General features: G+C 71.7%; 17 protein-coding genes and 1 pseudogene. 11 read left to right on the top strand and 7 right to left on the bottom strand.

The genetic code is table 11. The annotated features are described in order from the left end of the window. Positions 1 to 116 precede the first annotated feature (116 nt). The 5 genes from AC0HS0_RS13470 (at position 117) to AC0HS0_RS13450 (ending at position 6,160) form a co-directional block, all read left to right on the top strand. Complete coding sequence (locus AC0HS0_RS13470) at positions 117 to 830, top strand: hypothetical protein (RefSeq protein WP_472964548.1); 714 nt, start codon at positions 117 to 119, stop codon at positions 828 to 830. Beyond that, on the top strand, positions 817 to 1,170 hold the full coding sequence (locus AC0HS0_RS13465) for a hypothetical protein (RefSeq protein ID WP_472964547.1): 354 nt from the start codon (positions 817 to 819) through the stop codon (positions 1,168 to 1,170). The genes AC0HS0_RS13470 and AC0HS0_RS13465 overlap by 14 nt, the downstream gene beginning before the upstream one ends. A 10-nt stretch (positions 1,171 to 1,180) precedes the next feature. Continuing rightward, entirely contained in the window at positions 1,181 to 2,134 is a 954-nt protein-coding gene (locus AC0HS0_RS13460; RefSeq protein ID WP_472964546.1) for a hypothetical protein, read from the top strand. Continuing rightward, positions 2,131 to 3,345: an OmpA family protein gene (locus tag AC0HS0_RS13455; RefSeq protein ID WP_472964545.1), complete on the top strand. Its 1,215-nt coding sequence runs from the start codon at positions 2,131 to 2,133 to the stop codon at positions 3,343 to 3,345. The genes AC0HS0_RS13460 and AC0HS0_RS13455 overlap by 4 nt, the downstream gene beginning before the upstream one ends. 148 nt (positions 3,346 to 3,493) lie before the next feature. After that, on the top strand, positions 3,494 to 6,160 hold the full coding sequence (locus AC0HS0_RS13450) for a DUF4062 domain-containing protein (protein ID WP_472964544.1): 2,667 nt from the start codon (positions 3,494 to 3,496) through the stop codon (positions 6,158 to 6,160). 17 nt (positions 6,161 to 6,177) lie between these two features. Here the strand turns inward: AC0HS0_RS13450 and AC0HS0_RS13445 are convergent, their stop codons facing one another. The 3 genes from AC0HS0_RS13445 to AC0HS0_RS13435 all read right to left on the bottom strand — a co-directional run bounded on the left by AC0HS0_RS13445 (position 6,178) and on the right by AC0HS0_RS13435 (position 9,663). Then, positions 6,178 to 8,049, bottom strand: coding sequence for an alkyl/aryl-sulfatase (locus AC0HS0_RS13445; RefSeq protein ID WP_472964543.1), 1,872 nt, complete (start codon positions 8,047 to 8,049; stop codon positions 6,178 to 6,180). Positions 8,050 to 8,139: 90 nt separating this feature from the next. Next, entirely contained in the window at positions 8,140 to 8,760 is a 621-nt protein-coding gene (locus tag AC0HS0_RS13440) for a GNAT family N-acetyltransferase (protein ID WP_472964542.1), read from the bottom strand. A gap of 45 nt (positions 8,761 to 8,805) precedes the next feature. Beyond that, entirely contained in the window at positions 8,806 to 9,663 is an 858-nt protein-coding gene (locus AC0HS0_RS13435; RefSeq protein WP_472964541.1) for an SDR family NAD(P)-dependent oxidoreductase, read from the bottom strand. Between the two features lie 59 nt (positions 9,664 to 9,722). On the opposite strand from AC0HS0_RS13435, the gene AC0HS0_RS13430 reads away from it, so the two are divergent. Continuing rightward, on the top strand, positions 9,723 to 10,394 hold the full coding sequence (locus AC0HS0_RS13430; RefSeq protein ID WP_472964540.1) for a TetR/AcrR family transcriptional regulator: 672 nt from the start codon (positions 9,723 to 9,725) through the stop codon (positions 10,392 to 10,394). An 18-nt stretch (positions 10,395 to 10,412) separates the two neighbouring features. On the opposite strand, the gene AC0HS0_RS13425 is transcribed toward AC0HS0_RS13430, so the two are convergent. Continuing rightward, a complete protein-coding gene (locus AC0HS0_RS13425; protein WP_472964539.1) occupies positions 10,413 to 10,994 on the bottom strand; it encodes a YdeI/OmpD-associated family protein in 582 nt (193 codons plus the stop codon). 41 nt (positions 10,995 to 11,035) lie between these two features. Further along, positions 11,036 to 11,236, bottom strand: coding sequence for a hypothetical protein (locus tag AC0HS0_RS13420; protein WP_472964538.1), 201 nt, complete (start codon positions 11,234 to 11,236; stop codon positions 11,036 to 11,038). Between the two features lie 157 nt (positions 11,237 to 11,393). Between AC0HS0_RS13420 and AC0HS0_RS13415 the strand changes: the two genes are divergently transcribed. From AC0HS0_RS13415 to AC0HS0_RS13395, 5 genes are all read left to right on the top strand, one after another. After that, positions 11,394 to 12,557, top strand: coding sequence for a hypothetical protein (locus tag AC0HS0_RS13415; RefSeq protein WP_472964537.1), 1,164 nt, complete (start codon positions 11,394 to 11,396; stop codon positions 12,555 to 12,557). Positions 12,558 to 12,645: 88 nt separating this feature from the next. Then, positions 12,646 to 13,578, top strand: a complete 933-nt coding sequence (locus AC0HS0_RS13410) for an NAD-dependent epimerase/dehydratase family protein (RefSeq protein WP_472964536.1) — start codon at positions 12,646 to 12,648, stop codon at positions 13,576 to 13,578. Continuing rightward, a complete protein-coding gene (locus AC0HS0_RS13405) occupies positions 13,575 to 14,552 on the top strand; it encodes an RNA polymerase sigma-70 factor (RefSeq protein WP_472964535.1) in 978 nt (325 codons plus the stop codon). Before AC0HS0_RS13410 ends, AC0HS0_RS13405 begins: the two co-directional genes overlap by 4 nt. 42 nt (positions 14,553 to 14,594) lie before the next feature. Then, positions 14,595 to 15,437 carry a hypothetical protein gene (locus AC0HS0_RS13400; RefSeq protein ID WP_472964534.1) on the top strand — a complete coding sequence of 281 codons (843 nt, stop codon included), beginning with the start codon at positions 14,595 to 14,597 and terminating at the stop codon, positions 15,435 to 15,437. Between the two features lie 65 nt (positions 15,438 to 15,502). After that, complete coding sequence (locus AC0HS0_RS13395; RefSeq protein WP_472964533.1) at positions 15,503 to 15,937, top strand: Rho termination factor N-terminal domain-containing protein; 435 nt, start codon at positions 15,503 to 15,505, stop codon at positions 15,935 to 15,937. A 76-nt stretch (positions 15,938 to 16,013) separates the two neighbouring features. On the opposite strand, the gene AC0HS0_RS13390 is transcribed toward AC0HS0_RS13395, so the two are convergent. Then, a complete protein-coding gene (locus AC0HS0_RS13390; protein ID WP_472964531.1) occupies positions 16,014 to 16,961 on the bottom strand; it encodes a PrsW family intramembrane metalloprotease in 948 nt (315 codons plus the stop codon). Positions 16,962 to 16,970: 9 nt separating this feature from the next. Beyond that, a pseudogene (locus AC0HS0_RS13385) lies at positions 16,971 to 17,467 on the bottom strand (hypothetical protein); the annotation flags it as partial.

Below are 17,467 nucleotides of genomic sequence, written 5' to 3'. Positions count from 1 at the left end.
CATCCTGGCAGGGCGAGTGTCCCGACCGGCACCGGAGGTCACGGTTGCGTCTCGCACGGCACTTAGTCACCGGATGCCGAGGAACCGCTCAGGCTCGCTTCGTACGCTCCCCAGCTATGGGGACCCAGCCGCTGAGAATAGGGCCGTTCGCCCGTCGCCTGCTGGAGCGTCGAGCCCGGCAGGACGCCGAGGCGGCACGGCCGCCGCGCGACGCACCGTCGGCACCTGCGTCGACCGACGGCACTCCCACCGTTGCCACCCCCACCATCACCGCCCTGCAGGCCCGCGCGAACGCCTACGCGCGCCGCGAGGAGCAGCGCTTCTTCTCCCGCTGCCGCCGCGACCTCGCCGAGCAGCGCGGCCTCGCCCAGGCGCTCGCCGCCGATCTGGACGCCTACGACGACCGGCTGGAGGCGCTCGCGCCCGCCGAGCGCGCGGCCTCCCGTATCGCCGAGGGCGACGGCGTCGCGTTCGAGGAGCTGCGCCGACTGCGGCGCCGGATCGCGCAGCGCAACGCCCGCGCCGAACAGCTCGGCGCGAGCATCAACGCCCGGTTCACCGCCGCGCGGCTGCGGGCGAGCAGGCACTTCGACCGCTCCGACGAGAAGATCGCCGTCTACTGGGGCGCGTATCTGCGCGCGCTGACGCCGCCACCCGGAGCGCTGCGCGCCCCCGCACTGCACCGTGCGGACTCGCTCGCCGGGCGCGAGACCTCCGTGGACATCTGGCGTCCCGTCGAGCCCGTCGGCATCGGCCGGCCCACAGGAATCGTCTCGTCAGCACAATCCGCACCGTCCGTCGAACCAGGGAGCTCCGATGCGCGAACGTGACAGGATCACCGACTACAAAGTGCCATCGACCCGCGGGCTCAAGCGCCGCGTGCTCTGGCGGCTGAGGCGCATGCGCGGCGCGGTCGACGTCGAGACGCTGGAGGTCTTCGAGCACGAGCTCGCGGCCTTCGAGCGCGCTGGCGTCGCCGAGCTCGAGCGCCAGCGCACCCTCAACGTCGCCGCCTGCTCCGCACACCTCGCCGAGGCGCAGGCGCGCCAGGAGCTCATCAGCCGCTCCCTCGAGCGCACGGAGGCCGACATCCGCCGCGCCGAGCAGGACGCCGCCCGCCTCGACGCCAAGCTCACGGGCGCCGACCCCGAACTGCACAGTTACGCCTAGGAGGACCCGCATGCCGAGGGACATCGTCATGAAGCCGCGCCGGGTCCGCCCGACCGTCGGCCACCTGTCGCCGCTGGCGCACGTTCTCGTCTACGTGCTGCTCGTGGCGATGCTCGCCGTCGACTACATCCTGCTCGCGCAGGCGCTCACGCTGCTGCTGCGCAATGACAGCCAGTACGGCTCGATCGGCCTGCAGATGTACGTCATCACGCTCGGCATCTCGCTCGCCGTGGTGTCGCTGCCGCATGTCGCCGCCATCCTGCTCCGGCGGGTGCAGGCGCGCGTGATGCACAAGGGCTGGATCCCCGTCGCGGTGGCTCTGCTGCTGCTCTGGGGCGCGCTGCTGGCGGCGATCACGGTCGCCCGGATCAAGGCGGGCATCGACGCGTCGGCGGCGGGAGGCCTCACCGGGCTCGTCGGCGGGTCGACCTCCACGACGCCGACGTTCTCGTGGTCGGCGCCCGACACGATCATGGCGTTCCTGATGCTGGGCGTGCTCGCGACCTCCGGAACCATCAGCTTCGTCGTCGCCTGGCTGACCACGCGCCCGCTGCTGGTCGCCGCCGAGAAGGCGCACGCCCAGGTCGCCCGGCTGCGGACGCACCGCGACCGGCTGCTCGCCGAGGCGGTGAAGGCCGAGGAGGCCGCTCACCACGCGGCGAACCTCGACGCCCACGACGCGGTGCGCTACGCCGGCGCCTACACGACCTTCCACGCGCGGCTCGACGTCATCCGCGCCCGCATCGCCACCCGCCTGGCCCAGCGGGCGCGAGACCCCGAGAGCACCAGCCAGATCATCCGCGAGCTGCGCGCCCGGCGGGTCGTGGAGGCGTCGGAGCCGACGCCGGCCGTACCCGGGTATCCGGCGGCTGCCGCTGTCGAGTCCACCGCCGGGGCGCCGGCCGCTGCTGCGGAGGCTCCCGCCGTCGACGGGCCGCCCACGACCTGGGGGTACGAGCGTTGACCGGCGTCGCGAGACCGCGACGCGCGACCCCCGCCCTGGTGCGCACGGTGACCGCTGCCGCGGCCGTGCTGGTCGCCGCGGTCGGGCTGACCGCGTGCACCTCGGCGACGGCCGGCGGCCAGGCCTGCGACCAGTCGCACAAACGCAACCTCGGCGTCGTCGCGGGCAGCACGGCGAACGCGCCCGCGGTCACCATCCCCGCGAGCGCCACCGCCCAGCTGAAGACGGCCGGCGAGAGCAACGGCAGCGTGACAGTCGTCATCCCGTCGGGATCCCCGCAGACCATGGGCACGACCTCCATCGGGTCGAGCGCGCAGGACGCCATCGTCTGCCAGAACGACCAGCGCACCAAGCTCACCCAGATCACGTCGTACCTCTCCGGCCTCAAGGCGGCGTCGCCGCAGGTGGACTTCCTCGGCGCCATCGACCAGGCCGCCCGCGACCTCGGCTCGAACCCACTGGGTGTGCTCGTGTTCGGAAGCGGCCTCCAGACCGCCGACCCGCTCGACTTCGCGGGCAGCGGCCTGCTCTACGCCGACCCGGCGCAGGTGGTCTCCGACCTGCAGTCGCGCGGCCTCCTGCCGACCGATCTGAAGGGCGTCACCGTCTACTGGTCGGGCATGGGCGACACCGCGGGCGCGCAGGCGCCGCTGACGGTGCCGGCGCGCAGCAACCTCACCGCGATCTGGACCGCCGTCATCAAGGCGGCGGGAGGGACGCTGTCGCTGCTGCCCGAGCCGGCCTCCGGAGGCGCGGAGACAGGGCTCCCCGCCGTGACGCCGGTGCCGGTGGAGGCCGTGAGCACCAAGACGGACTGGTCGCATCCCGTGGTCATCCGCAACAGCGACCTGCGCTTCGTGAAGGACACGGCTACCTTCGCCGACGCCTCCGCAGCGCAGCAACTGCTCGCGACGCTCGCGCCGTCGATCGAGCAGAACAGCGGTGTCATCACGATCACGGGCACGGCTTCCAAAGACCAGGCGACGAACAACACCGCGGACACTGCGCTGTCGCTCCGCCGCGCGAACGCGGTGAAGGCCGCACTCGTGGCGCTCGGCGTGCCCGACGCGAAGCTCGCGACTGCGGGTGTCGGCTACGAGTGGTGCGGCTGGAAGAGCGAGACCGACGCCTCCGGCGCCTACTCCGACGCGGTCGCCGAGCAGAACCGCTCGGTGGTGCTCACGTCCGCCGGCGTCTCCCTCTGCGGCTGACGCTGCGCTCCGCGCCCTCGCCGAGGGGCACGTTGTTGTCGCTTTCGGGGCCCTAAAGCGACAACAACGTGCCCTTCGACTGAGGATGCAGCCCTCGGGCGGGCGCGGGTCTGTACATTTCCATACGAACGCAACACAATGACATAACATGAGCCACCCTCATGTAATCCGGACTCCCGATCAACGATTACGCATCTTCGTCTCTTCGACGCTGCAGGAGCTCGCCCCCGAACGCCGCGCCGCCCAGACGGCGATCGAGCGCCTCCACCTCGCCCCGGTGATGTTCGAGCTCGGCGCGCGCCCGCACCCGCCGCGCGAGCTCTACCGCGCCTACCTCCAGCAGTCCGACGTCTTCCTCGGCCTCTACTGGGAGCGCTACGGCTGGGTCGCCCCAGACGAGGAGGTCTCGGGTCTCGAAGACGAGTACAACCTCTGCCCCGACGATGTCCCTCGCCTGCTCTACGTCAAAGCGCCAGGCGACCGCGACGACCGCCTCACCCAGCTGCTGAACCGCATCCGCGACGACGACCGCGCCGCCTACAAGTACTTCGAGACGCCCAAGGAGCTCGCGAAGCTCGTGGAGGCCGACCTCGCCACCCTCCTCGCCGAGCGGTTCGACCAGAGCAGGACCGACCTCCTCGCCGCGGTCGGGGTCGACGACGCGGCCGCCTCGCTCGTCGTGCCGCGCTCGGAGCCCGATCCCGCGGTCGCCGACCCGGTACGACTGCCCACGCCGCTCACCGACCTGGTGGGCCGGGAGGCCGACATCGCCGAGCTGCGGCGGCTCCTGGTCTCCGGCGCGCGCTTCGTGACCCTCGTCGGCCCCGGCGGTATCGGCAAGAGCCGTCTCGCGATCGCGGCGGCGCGGGCGTCCGCGCCCGACTTCGACGACGGCTCGGTGTTCGTCGACCTCTCGGCGGTGCACGACGCGGAGGGTGTGCCCAGCCGCATCGCCCAAGCGCTCGGCGTGCGCGACACCGGCGACGCGCCCATCATGGAGAACCTCGCGACGGCGTTGCGCGACCGCAGCATCCTGCTCGTGCTCGACAACTTCGAGCAGGTGCTCGACGCGGCGCCCGCGCTGACCGCCCTGCTCGCCGCCTCGCCGCAGCTGTCCATCCTCGTCACCAGCCGCGTGGTGTTGCGCATCAGCGCCGAGCAGAGCTACGACGTCGGCCCGCTCGCCGACGAGCAGGCCGTCCACCTGTTCGTCGAGCGCGCCCACGCGGTCAAGCCCGACTTCGAGATCACGCCGGACAACCGGCGCGCCGTCGACCGGGTGTGCGCGGCGCTCGACGGCGTGCCCCTCGCGATCGAGCTCGCCGCCGCGCGGGTCCGCGTGCTCTCCCCCGCCGAACTGCTCGACCGCCTCGACCGACGGCTGTCCGTGCTCGTCGGCGGCCCGCGCGACCTCCCGCCCCGCCAGCAGACCATCCGCAAGACCATCGAGTGGAGCACGCAGCTGCTCGACGACGACCAGCGTCAGCTGCTCGCCCGGTTGAGCGTGTTCGAGGGCGGGTTCACGCTGGAGGCCGCGGAGTACGTCGGCGCGGCGGAGGCCGACGACGGCGACCCCGCGACACAGGACTACCCGAGCAGCGACGTGCTCAGCAGCCTGGCCGCCCTGGTCGACAGCAGCCTCGTCGGCCAGCACGACGCCGACGACCGGCCGCGGTTCTCGATGCAGGCGATCGTGCGCGAGTACGCGCGCGAGCAGCTCGCGCGCAGCGGAGCACAACCGGCCGTACGGGAGGCCCACGCCCGCTACTTCCTGGCGATGGGCGACGACGCAGAGGACGACCTCCGCGGGTCGGGCCAGCGCCTGTGGATGCAGAGGCTCGGCGACGAGCGCGACAACCTGCGGGCGGCCGAGCGGTTCCTGCTCGACAACGACGATTGGGACCGCGCGGCCCGACTCGCCTTCGGCCTGTATCTCTACTGGTGGGTCACCGGCCTCCTCGGCGAGGTGCGCACGTGGATGGAGGAGGCCCTGGCCTCCGGCGACACGCTTTCGGACCACACGCGCGCCATCGCGCTCTACTTCACGCGCACGATCATGTTCTGGAAGGACCCCGACGGCGCCGTCGCCGCCGACCTCACGAACAGTGTCGAGCTGTTCCGCCAGACCGGCGATGCCAACGGCGAGGGGCTTGCGAGCATCTCGCTCGCCCTGGCGCTGCTCGCCGGCAACTCCGCCGACTCGGCCGGCTCGGCGAAGCCGGACACCATGCGGGCGCGACAGGTGATGGAGCACGCTCTTCAGCTCTACCGCGAGAACGGCAGCGTGTGGGGCGAGTCGATGGCGCTCGTGCTGCTGGGCCGTGTCGCCCTGCGCGAGGGCGCGCTCCAGGAGGCGCAGGACCACTTCGCGCAGAGCCTCGCCCTGACGCAGGGTGCCGACGACCGGGTCGGCGCCCGGATCGCCTCCTACCACCTCGGCTGGACCGAGCTGATGCTCGGCGATGTGACCGCAGCGCGCGCCGACTTCGCACTCAGCGTCACCATCTCGGCCGCGGTCGGCCACCCCGAGGGGATCGCCTACGGGCTCGAAGGGATGGTGGCGGTGGCCGCGCTCAGCGGCGACAGTATGCGCGCAGGGCGGCTCGCCGGGGCCGCGCAGGCGCTTCGGGAGCGCAGCGGCCTCCACAACGGCCCCACCTTCACGTTCCACCGGCGATACCTCGACGACCTCCTCGCCGGCCCGGAGGCGGCGACCGTCACCGCGGCCATCGCGGCGGGCCGCGAACTCACCGTCGAGCAGGCCGTCGCCGAGGCGCTCTCGGAGGCCCGCAGCGAGCCCGACATCGTGATCTGACGGCCGGGCTCACGGCGTCACGGCGTCACGATCGCGAAGTCCGGGTCGCCCTCGTCGAGCACATCGACGAGGGCCGTCAGCACGCCGAGGTCGCCCTCCACCGTCAGCCCGTCGGAGGTCGTGTCGCCGCCTACGAGCGTCAGGAGGCGCGGCTTCGACAGCGTGAGGTGCAGGGGCGCGTCGCCCGACGGCTCGCGCTCGACGTAGATGAACACGCCGTTGCGCAGGGTCAGGTGGAAGCTGCGGCCGAGGTCGGTGAGGGTGAGGTCGAACGCGAGGTCCAGGTCCCAGGCCTTCGGCCCGTTCACCCGGATCGCGACGGCGTCGAACAGCTGCTCCGGGGAGAGCTGGATGAGGATCGCCGGCGCGTTCGCTGTCGTCGGGGTGCCGAAATTGCCCTCTCGCAGCTCGGTCGCCCCCGACAGGAAGAAGTTGCGCCACGTGCCGTTCTCGGCGCCGTAGGCGAGCTGTTCGAGCGTGTCGGCGTAGAGCGACGTGGCCGCAGCGTTCTGCTGATCGGCGAACACGGCGTGGTCGAGCAGCGTCGCCGCCCACCGGAAGTCGGCGTCGTCGTACGCCTGCTGCGCGAGCTCGATGACCCGCTCCACACCGCCGATCGCGGCCACATACCGCTCGGCCTGCTCCTTCGGCGGGTGCGGCCAGAGCCGGGCCGGGTTGCCGTCGAACCAGCCCATGTAGCGCTGGTAGATCGCCTTGACGTTGTGGGAGACCGAGCCGTAGTACCCGTGGGTCGACCATTGGGCGACCAGCGCGGGCGGCAACTCGAAGACCTCCGCGATCTCGGCGCCTGTGTAGCCCTGATTGATGTAGCGCAGGGTCTGGTCGTGCAGGTATCCGTAGAGGTCGCGCTGCACCTCCAGGAAGCGCCGGATGCGCTCGGCGCCCCAGGTGGGCCAGTGGTGGGAGGCGAACAGAACCTCGGAGGAGTCGCCGTAGCGTTCGATCGCCTCCGTGAGGTACTGCGACCAGACGTGCGGGTCGCGCACCAGCGCTCCGCGCAGCGTCAGCAGGTTGTGGAGGTTGTGGGTCGCGTTCTCGGCCATGCACAGCGCGCGGTAGCGCGGGATGTGGAAGTGCATCTCCGACGGCGCCTCGGTGCCCGGCGCGAGCTGGAACTCGATCTCGACGCCGTCGAAGGTGTGCCGCTCGCCGGTCTCTTTGACGTCGATCGTCGGCACCAGGATGCCCGCCTCGCCGGTCGACGTGGTCTGTCCGAGGCCGGCGCCGACCTGCCCTTGCGGGCCGCGGTCGAGCGCTGCGCCGTACATGTAGCCGGCGCGCCGGGACATCGCCGTGCCCGCGTAGACGTTCTCGGCGATCGAGTGCTCGAGGAAGCCGTGCGGCGCCACGATCTGCACGCGCCGCGCCTCCAGATCGGCGCTCTCCACGACGCCGAGCACGCCGCCGAAGTGGTCGATGTGGCTGTGGCTGAAGATGACGGCGACCACCGGGCGGTCGCCGCGGTGCTCACGGTAGAGGGCGAGCGCGGCGGCGCCGGTCTCGCGCGAGATGAGCGGGTCGACGACGATCACGCCGTTGTCGGTCTCGATGAACGACATCACCGAGAGATCGAGACCGCGCGCCTGGTAGACGCCCTCCACGACCTCGAAGAGCCCGTGCTTGGCCACCAGCTTCGACTGCCGCCACAGGCTCGGGTTGACGGAGGCGGGTGCATCTCCGTCGACGAACGCATACGCGTCGGCGTCCCAGACCGCGTTGCCGTCGGCGTCGCGGATCACCGGGTCGGCGAGCGTGCCGACGAAGCCGCGGTCGGCGTCGTCGAAGTCGGCGGTGTCGTCGAACGGCAGGGCAGCCAGCAGTGCGGCGTTGGCGTCGGCGACCGACGGGGTCGGGTCGTTCTGGTTCATGACGTGGTCTCCTCCGTCCGCACGGCCTCCAGCCGCACTGCTACCGCCGAGATTTCCTCAGCGAGGAGGTGCTCGTCAAGACCCGACAAATCACGCCCCGCCGGGCTCGCGCCACATCGTGGTGACGACGGCGTCGTCGAGCACGGCGTGGAAGCCGCCCACCGGGCGGAAGCCCGCGCGCTCGTAGCGGTGGTCGTTCGCCGGGTTGGTCGACTCGAGGTACGCGGGGAGGCCGGCGGCGTCGAACCGCGCGAGGTTCTGCGCGAGCAGCTGCTGCCCGATCCCGCGGCCCCGGTGGTCGGGGTGCGTCGCGAGCAGGCTCAGGTACATGTGCGGCGTCTCGCGCGGGTGCGCGCCCTCGAACAGCGCCCACAGCCGCTCGTACGCGTCGTACCGATCGGGCGCCAGCGCGGCCTGCATGAGCGCGTCCAGGTCCTGCTCCTGCTCGGGTGACAGCTCGTCGACCCCCGGAGGCAGCCAGACCGCCACGGTCGCGGCCTCCCCCGCCGGGCCATCGCTCACGAACACCGTGTCGTGGCCGACGGCGCCCTCAACGAAGGCACGCCAGAACGGCCGCAGGTGGTCGGTGCGGCCGTCGGCGGAGACCAGGGCCGGTCCCCAGACCGGGTCGTCGCGGAAGGCCAGCGCGAGGGTCTCGGTGACGGCCTCCACGTCGGCCCACGTCGCCGTGCGCACCTCCAGATCGGGCATACCGGAACTGTAGCCGCGCACCACCGCCGAGGGGATGCCGAGGGATCAGGCCGGGAACGGCACCGGGTAGGTCTCGGCGAAGTCGGCCGAGCGGCCGACGGCCGCCCAGCGCTCGTCGTCGGAGAGCAGGCGGCGGTCCTGCGCGAGCGACATCTCGACGGCGTTCACGCCGAGCGGCAGGTGCTCGGGGAGGTCGTCGCGGCCGGCCAGTTCCACGAGGATCTCGGCGGCGCGGCGCGGGTCGCCGGCCGGGCCCTCCGGGTTCTGGCGGAGGCGCGTGTTGACGGCGCCGATGGTCTGTTCGTACCCGGCCGGGATGTCGTGCACGGTCATCGACGAGCCGGCCCAGTCGGTGCGGAACCCGCTCGGCTCGACCACGAGGACACGGATGCCGAACGGCGCCGTCTCGGCGCGCAGCACCCGGCTGAACCCGTCGATCGCGAACTTCGCGGCCTGGTACGACGCGATGCCCGGCGAACCGCCGACGCGGCCGCCGACCGACGAGAACTGCACGATGAGGCCGCCGCCCTGCTCGCGCAGCAGCGGGATGGCCGCCTTCGACACGGTGTACACGCCCCAGAAGTTGGTCTCGAACTGGGCGCGCACGTCTGCGTCGTCGGCTGTCTCGATGGGGGCGACGTTGGCGTAGCCGGCGTTGTTCACGATGACGTCGAGCCGGCCGAAGGCGGCGCGTGCCTCGTCGAGGGCGCTGCGGACGCGCTCGGGGTCGGTGACGTCGAGGGCGAGCGGGAGGAGGCGGTCGCCGTACTGCGCGGCCAGATCGTCGAGCTGCTCGGGGCGGCGCGCCGTGGCGGCGACGCGATCGCCGGCCTCCAGCGCGGCGACGACGAGCTCGCGGCCGAGGCCGCGGGAGGAACCGGTGATGAACCATGTCTTCTGCATGTCGTTAATGAAACACCGTTTCATTAGTTTGTGCAACACCGTTGCGGTAAACTCCCGGCATGACGACCGTCGACCCGCAGCCCGCCGCCTTTCAGCGCGCCCGCTCCCCCGAGGCCAAGCACGCCCGTGAGACCGCGATTCTGGAGGCCGCGCGCACGCTCGCCGCGCGCGACGGCATCCGCCAGGTGACGCTCACCGACATCGCCGTCGAGACGGGGATGCACAAGTCGGCGATGCTGCGCTACTTCGAGACGCGGGAGGAGATCTTCCTGCGGCTCACCGCCGACGGCTGGCGGGAGTGGACGCCGGCGCTCTGCGACAGGATCGCCGCGGCCCAGCCGGCCACGGCCTCCACCGTCGCCGCCGCATTCGCGAGCACGCTCGCCGCGCGCGGCTCATTCTGCGACCTCCTCGCTCAGGCGCCGCTCAACCTCGAGCGGAATGTCTCGCTCGAGGCGGTGCGGACGTTCAAGCTCACCACCCGCGAGTCCCTCGACCGCATCGTCGCCGCGGTGCGCGCCGCCCTGCCCGGGCTGACCGACCAGCACGGCGTCGACCTCGTCGCGACGGCGACCTCCCTCGCCGGCACCTTCTGGCAGATCGCGACACCGTCGGAGGAGGTCGCGACCCTGTACCGGTCCGATCCGCGGATGTCGCACGCGCTGATCGACGTGGAGCCGCGGCTGGAGCGCATCCTCACGGCCCTGTTGCGGGGCCAGCTCGTGCCCTGACCAGCACCGAGGAGCGCGCTACTGCGGGTGCGGCGTCTCGCCGCGCTCGAGCATCGCGACGAGTTTGGCGAGGCGGTTGCCACGGCTCGCCGCACTCGGCGCGGTCATCAGGCGGTGCAGCACCGAGTAGCGGTTCGCCGCGTTCAAGGTCGCGAAGGTGGCCGCGGCCGCCTCCGACACCTCGAGCGCGGCGAGGAAGTCCTCCGGAACCTCGGCCGTGCGCGAGCTCGCGTACGCCCGCTCCCAGCGCCCGTCGGCCTGGGCACGCTCGATCTCGGCGTGCCCGCGCTCGCGCATCCGGCCCTCCGCGATCAGCCCCTCCACGAGGCCGATGTTGCGCTGCGACCACAGCGACGACGCCCGTCGCGGCGTGAACCGCTCCACGAACGTGGTCTCGTCGCGACTGCGCTTCTGCCCGTCGATCCACCCGCTGCACAGTGACTCGTCGACCGCCTCGGCGTAGGTGAGGGAGGTCGGATCGGTCGTGCCCTTCTTGGCGAGCACCAGCCACACCCCGTCGGAGACACCCTCGTTGACGTCCAGCCAGGCGCGCCAGGCGGCGGCGTCGGCCACGATCAGTTCGTCCGCGTCGATCCCCATGCCGAAACCCTAGCGGCGGGCGCCGACACCGGCCGACCGCGTCACACGTGCAGCAGCACCAGCACGTGGTACACGACGAACGCCGGCCAGACGATCGCCTGCAGCAGCCCCCAGACCACGCCCCAGAACGAGCCGTCGGACACCGACACGAAGTACACCGCCGCACCGATGTAGGCGATGAAGAAGAAGAACCCCCACTGCGCCGACTGCACGTACACCCTGCCCCGGCCGTTGTCGCTCATGCTCCGCCTCCCGCTCCTTGCCGCCAGGGTAGCGATGGGAGGCCGCACCGGCCACACCCTCCGTGCCGGCACCGATGCACCGCGGCGGTGTGCAGCGGTACCGTTCCCGGGTCAACGCCGACGACCGCCGACGCTGCATTCGACGAATGGAGCTCTCATGGGCTGGACAACACGCAACATCACTCAGCGCTACGGCGCACCCGCCGCCGCGGGCCGCCCGACCGCCTACGTGCTGGCGACGGACGGCACCCGCCACGTCGTCTACCGGGAGGCCGGGCCCGGCCTGTTCCCGACCGGCCACCTCATCGAGCTGTACTGCGGCTCCGACGATGTGTGGCATCCCAAAGACATCACCGCCGAAGCCTCCGGGCCGGCCGCATCCTCCGACCCGTCGGGCTACGCGTTCGACGCCGAAGGCAGCCAGCACGTCGTCTACCTGAGCGGCGACGATGGTCACATCCACGAGCTGTACCAGTCCGACGGCTGGCACGCGAACGACCTGATGGACGCCTCCGGCGCGGTCACCAAGGCCGTCGACCCGCCGATGGGGTGGGCGTCGACGACGCACGCCATGCAGCAGGTCGCCTTCCGCGGTGACGACCCGCGCGGCGTGCATCTGCTCAGCCGCGGCACCGGCGACGGCGCCGCCTGGAAGCACCAGATCCTCACCCGGCTGGGAGGCCCGACCTCCGCGTCGGCGCCGGGAGGGTTCGCGTTCGACGCCGTGGGAACCCAGCACGTGCACTACGTGGGCGACGACCAGCTCATCCACGAGTACACGATGGACGGCTCCGGCTGGCACTACAGCGGTGACCTCGGCGTGAATGTCGGGGCGGCGCACGACTCGATCCCGCAGCCGACCGGCTACGGATTCGCCGCCGACGGCTCGCGGCACGTGCCGTGGACGGGCGACGACGTCGATACGCACGAGGCCTCCAACGACGGCACCGGCTGGGTGACGATCAACCTGACCGTGGACCGCGGCGCGGTCGTTCCTGCGCAGGGGCTCCCGCCCTCCGGCTATGCGTACGAGGCGAATCCGGAGGCACCCGTCGCGACGCGGCACGTCGTCTACACCGGCCCCGACCACATCGTGTACGAGTTCTGGAAGGACCCGAGCGGTTGGCACGTCAACCCGCTGACCGGCGGCGAGGGATCGTTCCCCGCCGGGTCGGGGCCGGTCGGCTATGCGAACCCGGCGCTCGGCACGCAGAACGTGTTCTACCGCTCCACGACCGGAGACATCGTGGAGCTGCGTTACACGCCCGGCCGGCTCGGCACCGTCACCGCGCACCCGGTGCACCTTCGATCGGAAATGTGACGGGGTTGCCGCGCGCCGCCTCCCGATGTCACACCTCGCCTCCCGGTCTCGTCTGAGGGGTGTAGGCAGACGACCGAAGGGTGAGACGATGCGGGTGTTCGTAGCGGGCGGAAGCGGTGTGCTCGGGAGGCGGCTGGTGCCGCAGCTGGTGGAGCACGGCCACACGGTGACGGCGTCGACGACGACCTCCACCAAGCTCGAGCTGATCGAGGCGATGGGCGCGGAGGCCGTCGTCATGGACGGCCTGGACGCGGCCTCCGTCGGCCGAGCGGTCGCGTCGGCCGAGCCGGACGCGATCATCCACCAGATGACGGCGATCAATCCGGCCCACGCCGGCAAGCCGGACATCAAGCACCCCGACCAGTGGTTCGCCATCACCAACCGCTTGCGGGTGGAGGGCACCGACCACCTGCTCGCCGCCGCGCAGGCGCAGGGCGTCACGCGATTCCTCGCCCAGGGGTACGCGAGCTGGAACGGCCTCCGCGAGGGCGGCTGGGTGAAGACCGAGGAGGATCCGCTCGACACGTTCGATGGCACCCCGACCGCGACGGTGATGGCGGCGATGAAGCATGTCGAGGACGCAGTGACGGCTGCCGGTGGCACCGTCCTCCGCTACGGCGCGCTTTACGGCCCCGGCGCGACCGACGACCAGGTGGAGATGATCCGCAAGCGGCAGTATCCGCTTGTCGGGCGCGCCCAGGGCTACAGCTCGTGGATCCACCTGGACGACGCCGCCTCCGCCACCGTCCTCGCGCTCGAGAAGGGAGCGACCGGTGTCTTCGACATCGTCGACGACGACCCGGCGCCCGCCGGCGAGTGGCTGCCATACCTGGCGAAGGTCGCCGGGGCCAAGCCTCCCCGGCGCGTCCCGGTCTGGCTGGCCCGTATCGCCGCGGGCGATCAGGCCGTCATGATGATGACGGAGGGCCGCGGCTTCTCCAACGCCAAGGCGAAGCGTGAGCTGGGCTGGACGCTGCGATACCCGTCGTGGCGGCAGGGTTTCGAGGAGGGACTGCAATGACCGGAGATGCGCACGACGACGAGACGTTCGAGGACCTGCGGCCGCTGCTGTTCTCGATCGCGTACCGCATTCTCGGCAGCGTCACGGAGGCGGAGGATGCGGTGCAGGAGACCTGGTTGCGCTTCGAGGCGGCCGACGTGCAGCCGCGATCGCTCAAGGCCTACCTCTCGACGGTCGTGACCCGCGTCTCGATCGACGTCCTCGGCTCCGCCCGGGTGCGCCGGGAGGCGTACGTCGGCCCGTGGTTCCCCGAGCCGCTGCTGTCGGACCCGTACCAGGACCCGGAGCGGGCGGCGGAGCTCTCCGACTCGCTGTCGATGGCCGCCCTCCTGCTGCTGGAGCGGCTCTCGCCGCTCGAGCGGGCCGTGTTCGTGCTGCGCGAGGTGTTCGCGTTCGACTTCCCCGAGATCGCCGCGGCCGTCGGCCGCTCGGAGGCCGCCTGCCGGCAGCTGGCCGTGCGCGCCCGCCGGCACATGGACGAGGGCAGGCCGCGGTTCGACGCCGACCGCGCCGAGCGGGAGGCCCTGGCCGATCGGTTCTTCGACGCATTCCGCGCGGGCGACGTCGACGCGTTGCGCGCCCTGCTGGTCGCCGACGTCGACATGGTGGGTGACGGCGGAGGCAAGGCCCCGCAGTGGGCGCAGCGGATCGTCGGTCTGGAGAATGTCGCGCACGTGCTCGTGGCGATGTCGGCGCCGTTCCTGGCGATCGGCGGCACGGTCGAGCCGCGCGAGATCAACGGCCAGCCTGGCGCGGTGTTCCGCGACCGCGACGGCGGCGTGGTGAACACGATGGTCCTCGAGATCGTGCCGGGCGGCATCCAGACGATCCGGAGCGTCATCAACCCCGACAAGCTCGGTCACGTGGGGCCGGTCGGAGACGCCTGGTCGGTGGTGCGGGAGGCCAACCGGGCCCGCCTCGCCGCCGGAGGCGACCCGCTGCCTCCGCTGGCCAAGCGCCGCCCGCCGGAGTAGCAGCCGTTCCGTCCGAGCCGCCGTCGCCGCTACTCTCGGCTCATGGCCTCCCTCCCGCTCACCGACGCGCAGGTGCGCGAGCTGCGCGAGAAGTACGCCGCGGGCGCCCGCCAGGTGCAGCTCGCCGACGAGTACGGCGTGCGGCAGAACACCGTGTCGAGCCTGGTCACCGGCCGGTCGAGGCTGGAGGCGGGCGGACCGATCCTGCCGGGGAAGAGCCGCAAGGTCACGAGCGAGGAGGTCGTCGCGATCCGGGAGGCCGTGGCGGCGGGGGCCCCGCGCGCCGACATCGCGACACGCTACGGGATCTCGCACCAGATGGTCTCGAACATCGCTTCCGGCCGCGCCTTCGCCGACGTCGGCGGCCCGCTCACCAGCGCCGCTGCGACTCGGGCGCGGCCGTTGACGGTGGAACAGGTCGAGCGCATCCACGAGCGGCTCGCGGCGGGTGACGACCGCGCGGCGGTGGCGGAGGCCTTCGGCGTCTCGCACTGGACCATCGCGTCCGTTGTGCGCGGCACCACGACCGGCGTCGTCGAGACCTCCGGAGACGACGACGAGGTCGTGCAGATGCGCCGGCTGCACAGCGAGGGCGTCTCGCAGACCGAGATCGCACGCAGGTTCGGTACGAGTCAGCAGCGGGTCAGCCTTATAGTCCGCGGCAGCAGTCACGCGGCGCACGGCGGCCCGATCGCCGAGCCGCATCGGCGGCGGCTCGGCGACGACGAGGTCCGCGGTATCCGGGAGGCCTATGCGGCCGGCGCCCCGCTGGCCGAGTTGGCCGAGCAGCACGATGTCGCCGCGTCGCTGCTGCGCCTGGTCGTGACCGGCCGCACCTACGCCGACCGCCCCGGCCCGATCGCGCCTGCCGACCACCACGACTGACGCCGCGGTGCGCCGAAGACCGCAAGGAGGTTGAGGTTCGCGGCGGAGCGTGGAACGGTCGAGTCATGGGCAAGCGAAAGAAGCTCGAGAAGGCAGCGAAGAACGCGTACAAGCGCGCGCAGAAGGCGGTCGACGAGGCCGTGCGCACGGCCGAGAAGGCCGACGACGCGGCGCGCAAACGGGCCAGGAAGGTGGAGGACCGGCTGGCGATCGTGCCGAAGCGGCCAGAGGGTCGTGACGGCAAGCGCTCCGGTGCGCGTCCTCCGGCGGAGCCGCGCCGCAGCACACCCGCCGCGAACGCCGACGTCGACCTCACTCCCCCGCTCCCCACAGCGGTCGTCGAGGATGCGGATGCCGGTCGCACGCCCGGCACACCAGCGCACGATCCGCAGCTCGATCACCTGACCGTGGATGCGCTCCGGGACGTGGCGCGCAGCCGCGACCTCCGCAACGTGTCGCGCCTGACGAAGGCGCAGCTCATCGAGCGCCTCAGCGAGTGACCGGCGGCCGTCGCACCCCGGCCCCAACCGCGCCGAAGGGCACGTAAACGCCCCCAAAAGCCGGTTTTAGGGGCGTTTACGCGCCGCTCGGCGACCCCTCGACCGGCTCGGCGGCGGCCGCCTGTTCCACGCGGCGGTAATGCCGCAGCACCAGCCACAGTGTGATGACGCCGACGGCCGACACGAACGCCAGCCCGATGACGTAGAGGAGTGTCGCGAGAGCCTCCACCTGGTTCGCCGTGCTCTGCTGCAGCGTCCCGTTCTGCAGCTGCTCCAGTGCGCCGCCGGTGAACAGGACCGCCACGAACGACGCGATGTCGGCGGCCGAGTCCCATGCCGCGTGGAGGAGCGAGACGCACGCGTAGGTGAGCACGATCCACCACGACCAGCGGAACCGCCGCCCTCCACGCGCCGCACCGAAGATCACCGCGCCGAGGATGGCCGTCCACATGACGTGCCCGACCGGGGCGAGGATGGCGCGCACCAGCTCGGTCTGCAGCAGCGAGACCAGGTCGATGCCGCGGGAGGTGATGGCCGCGTTGAACGCGTAGCCCGCCGACTCGAACGCCGCGAACCCGGCGCCGATCGTCGCGCCGAGCAGCGCGCCCTGCTTCGCGGTCTTCGGCACCGTGCGCCAGCCGAAGATCAGCAGCAGCACGACCTTGACGAACTCCTCGATCAGCCCGACCAGTCCGTACACCCAGAAGCTCTCGTGGAGGTCGGCCTCCAGGAGCGACGCCCCCAGGACGCCGAAGATGCCGCCGACGAAGAAGGCGAGGATGAGCTGGAGGGTGCTGATCGACCCGGTCACCCGCTCGATCGCGAACAGGACGACGCAGAACGGCACCAGGAAGCTGCCCAGCAGGATGAGCGTCGGCACGAGGTTGCTGTTGCCCGTGAACGCCGTCACGACGATCGTGACGATCCACAACCCGAACCCCGCGAGCAGGGTCTTCCACCACCAGCCGTGATGGTGGTGCGGATGGTCCCGGTTCTCGACGTTCGGCACTTCGGCGGCGGTCATGCCGCGAGGCTACTCCGTCGGGAGGGCGTCGCGGTTGGTGATGGTGAAGGCCAGGCGCGCCGAGGGGCCGAACACCGGCAACGCTCGCGCGGCCTCCGGGAGCGGGAGCACCGCGTGGATGACGTTCCGGTTCTGCGGATCGGGCGTGAGAGTCAGCTCGTCCGTCATCTGCCCGAGCTGGTTGATCGCGCCGGGGACGGCGCTGTTCCAGCCCGTCCAGGCGCCGAACCGCCCGTCGGCGGAGCGGCCGATGTCGACGATCAGCACGTCCTGCCAGTCACCGACCTGCTCCAGGTTGCTGCTGAAGTCGAAGACGCCGTTGCGGGTGATGACCTGGTAGACGCGCAGGGTCAGCGCGTACCGGGAGAGGTCTTGGCTGAGCTCTTCGTAGCTGCCGGCCGGAGCGGTGGCGGAGGCCGACTGCGCCGCTCGCGTCGCCATATCGTGAGCCACCGACGCGACCGCCGCCGCCGCGACGGCCGGGAGTGTCGGGTCGAGCGGGTTGT

The organism is Leifsonia sp. PARNA 1/14 (assembly GCF_055720965.1).
The sequence above is the reverse complement of the archived record's forward strand: the minus strand, read 5'-3'. Positions and strand labels throughout refer to the sequence as shown.

Excerpts from the sequence above, each read along its gene's own strand:
- AC0HS0_RS13445 (WP_472964543.1), bottom strand. The coding sequence starts at position 8,049 with ATGAACCAGAACGACCCGACCCCGTCGGTCGCCGACGCCAACGCCGCA.
- AC0HS0_RS13470 (WP_472964548.1), top strand. The coding sequence starts at position 117 with ATGGGGACCCAGCCGCTGAGAATAGGGCCGTTCGCCCGTCGCCTGCTG.
- AC0HS0_RS13460 (WP_472964546.1), top strand. The coding sequence starts at position 1,181 with ATGCCGAGGGACATCGTCATGAAGCCGCGCCGGGTCCGCCCGACCGTC.
- AC0HS0_RS13430 (WP_472964540.1), top strand. The coding sequence starts at position 9,723 with ATGACGACCGTCGACCCGCAGCCCGCCGCCTTTCAGCGCGCCCGCTCC.
- AC0HS0_RS13420 (WP_472964538.1), bottom strand. The coding sequence starts at position 11,236 with ATGAGCGACAACGGCCGGGGCAGGGTGTACGTGCAGTCGGCGCAGTGG.
- AC0HS0_RS13450 (WP_472964544.1), top strand. The coding sequence starts at position 3,494 with ATGAGCCACCCTCATGTAATCCGGACTCCCGATCAACGATTACGCATC.
- AC0HS0_RS13405 (WP_472964535.1), top strand. The coding sequence starts at position 13,575 with ATGACCGGAGATGCGCACGACGACGAGACGTTCGAGGACCTGCGGCCG.
- AC0HS0_RS13400 (WP_472964534.1), top strand. The coding sequence starts at position 14,595 with ATGGCCTCCCTCCCGCTCACCGACGCGCAGGTGCGCGAGCTGCGCGAG.
- AC0HS0_RS13410 (WP_472964536.1), top strand. The coding sequence starts at position 12,646 with ATGCGGGTGTTCGTAGCGGGCGGAAGCGGTGTGCTCGGGAGGCGGCTG.
- AC0HS0_RS13390 (WP_472964531.1), bottom strand. The coding sequence starts at position 16,961 with ATGACCGCCGCCGAAGTGCCGAACGTCGAGAACCGGGACCATCCGCAC.
- AC0HS0_RS13415 (WP_472964537.1), top strand. The coding sequence starts at position 11,394 with ATGGGCTGGACAACACGCAACATCACTCAGCGCTACGGCGCACCCGCC.
- AC0HS0_RS13395 (WP_472964533.1), top strand. The coding sequence starts at position 15,503 with ATGGGCAAGCGAAAGAAGCTCGAGAAGGCAGCGAAGAACGCGTACAAG.
- AC0HS0_RS13465 (WP_472964547.1), top strand. The coding sequence starts at position 817 with ATGCGCGAACGTGACAGGATCACCGACTACAAAGTGCCATCGACCCGC.
- AC0HS0_RS13440 (WP_472964542.1), bottom strand. The coding sequence starts at position 8,760 with ATGCCCGATCTGGAGGTGCGCACGGCGACGTGGGCCGACGTGGAGGCC.
- AC0HS0_RS13435 (WP_472964541.1), bottom strand. The coding sequence starts at position 9,663 with ATGCAGAAGACATGGTTCATCACCGGTTCCTCCCGCGGCCTCGGCCGC.
- AC0HS0_RS13425 (WP_472964539.1), bottom strand. The coding sequence starts at position 10,994 with ATGGGGATCGACGCGGACGAACTGATCGTGGCCGACGCCGCCGCCTGG.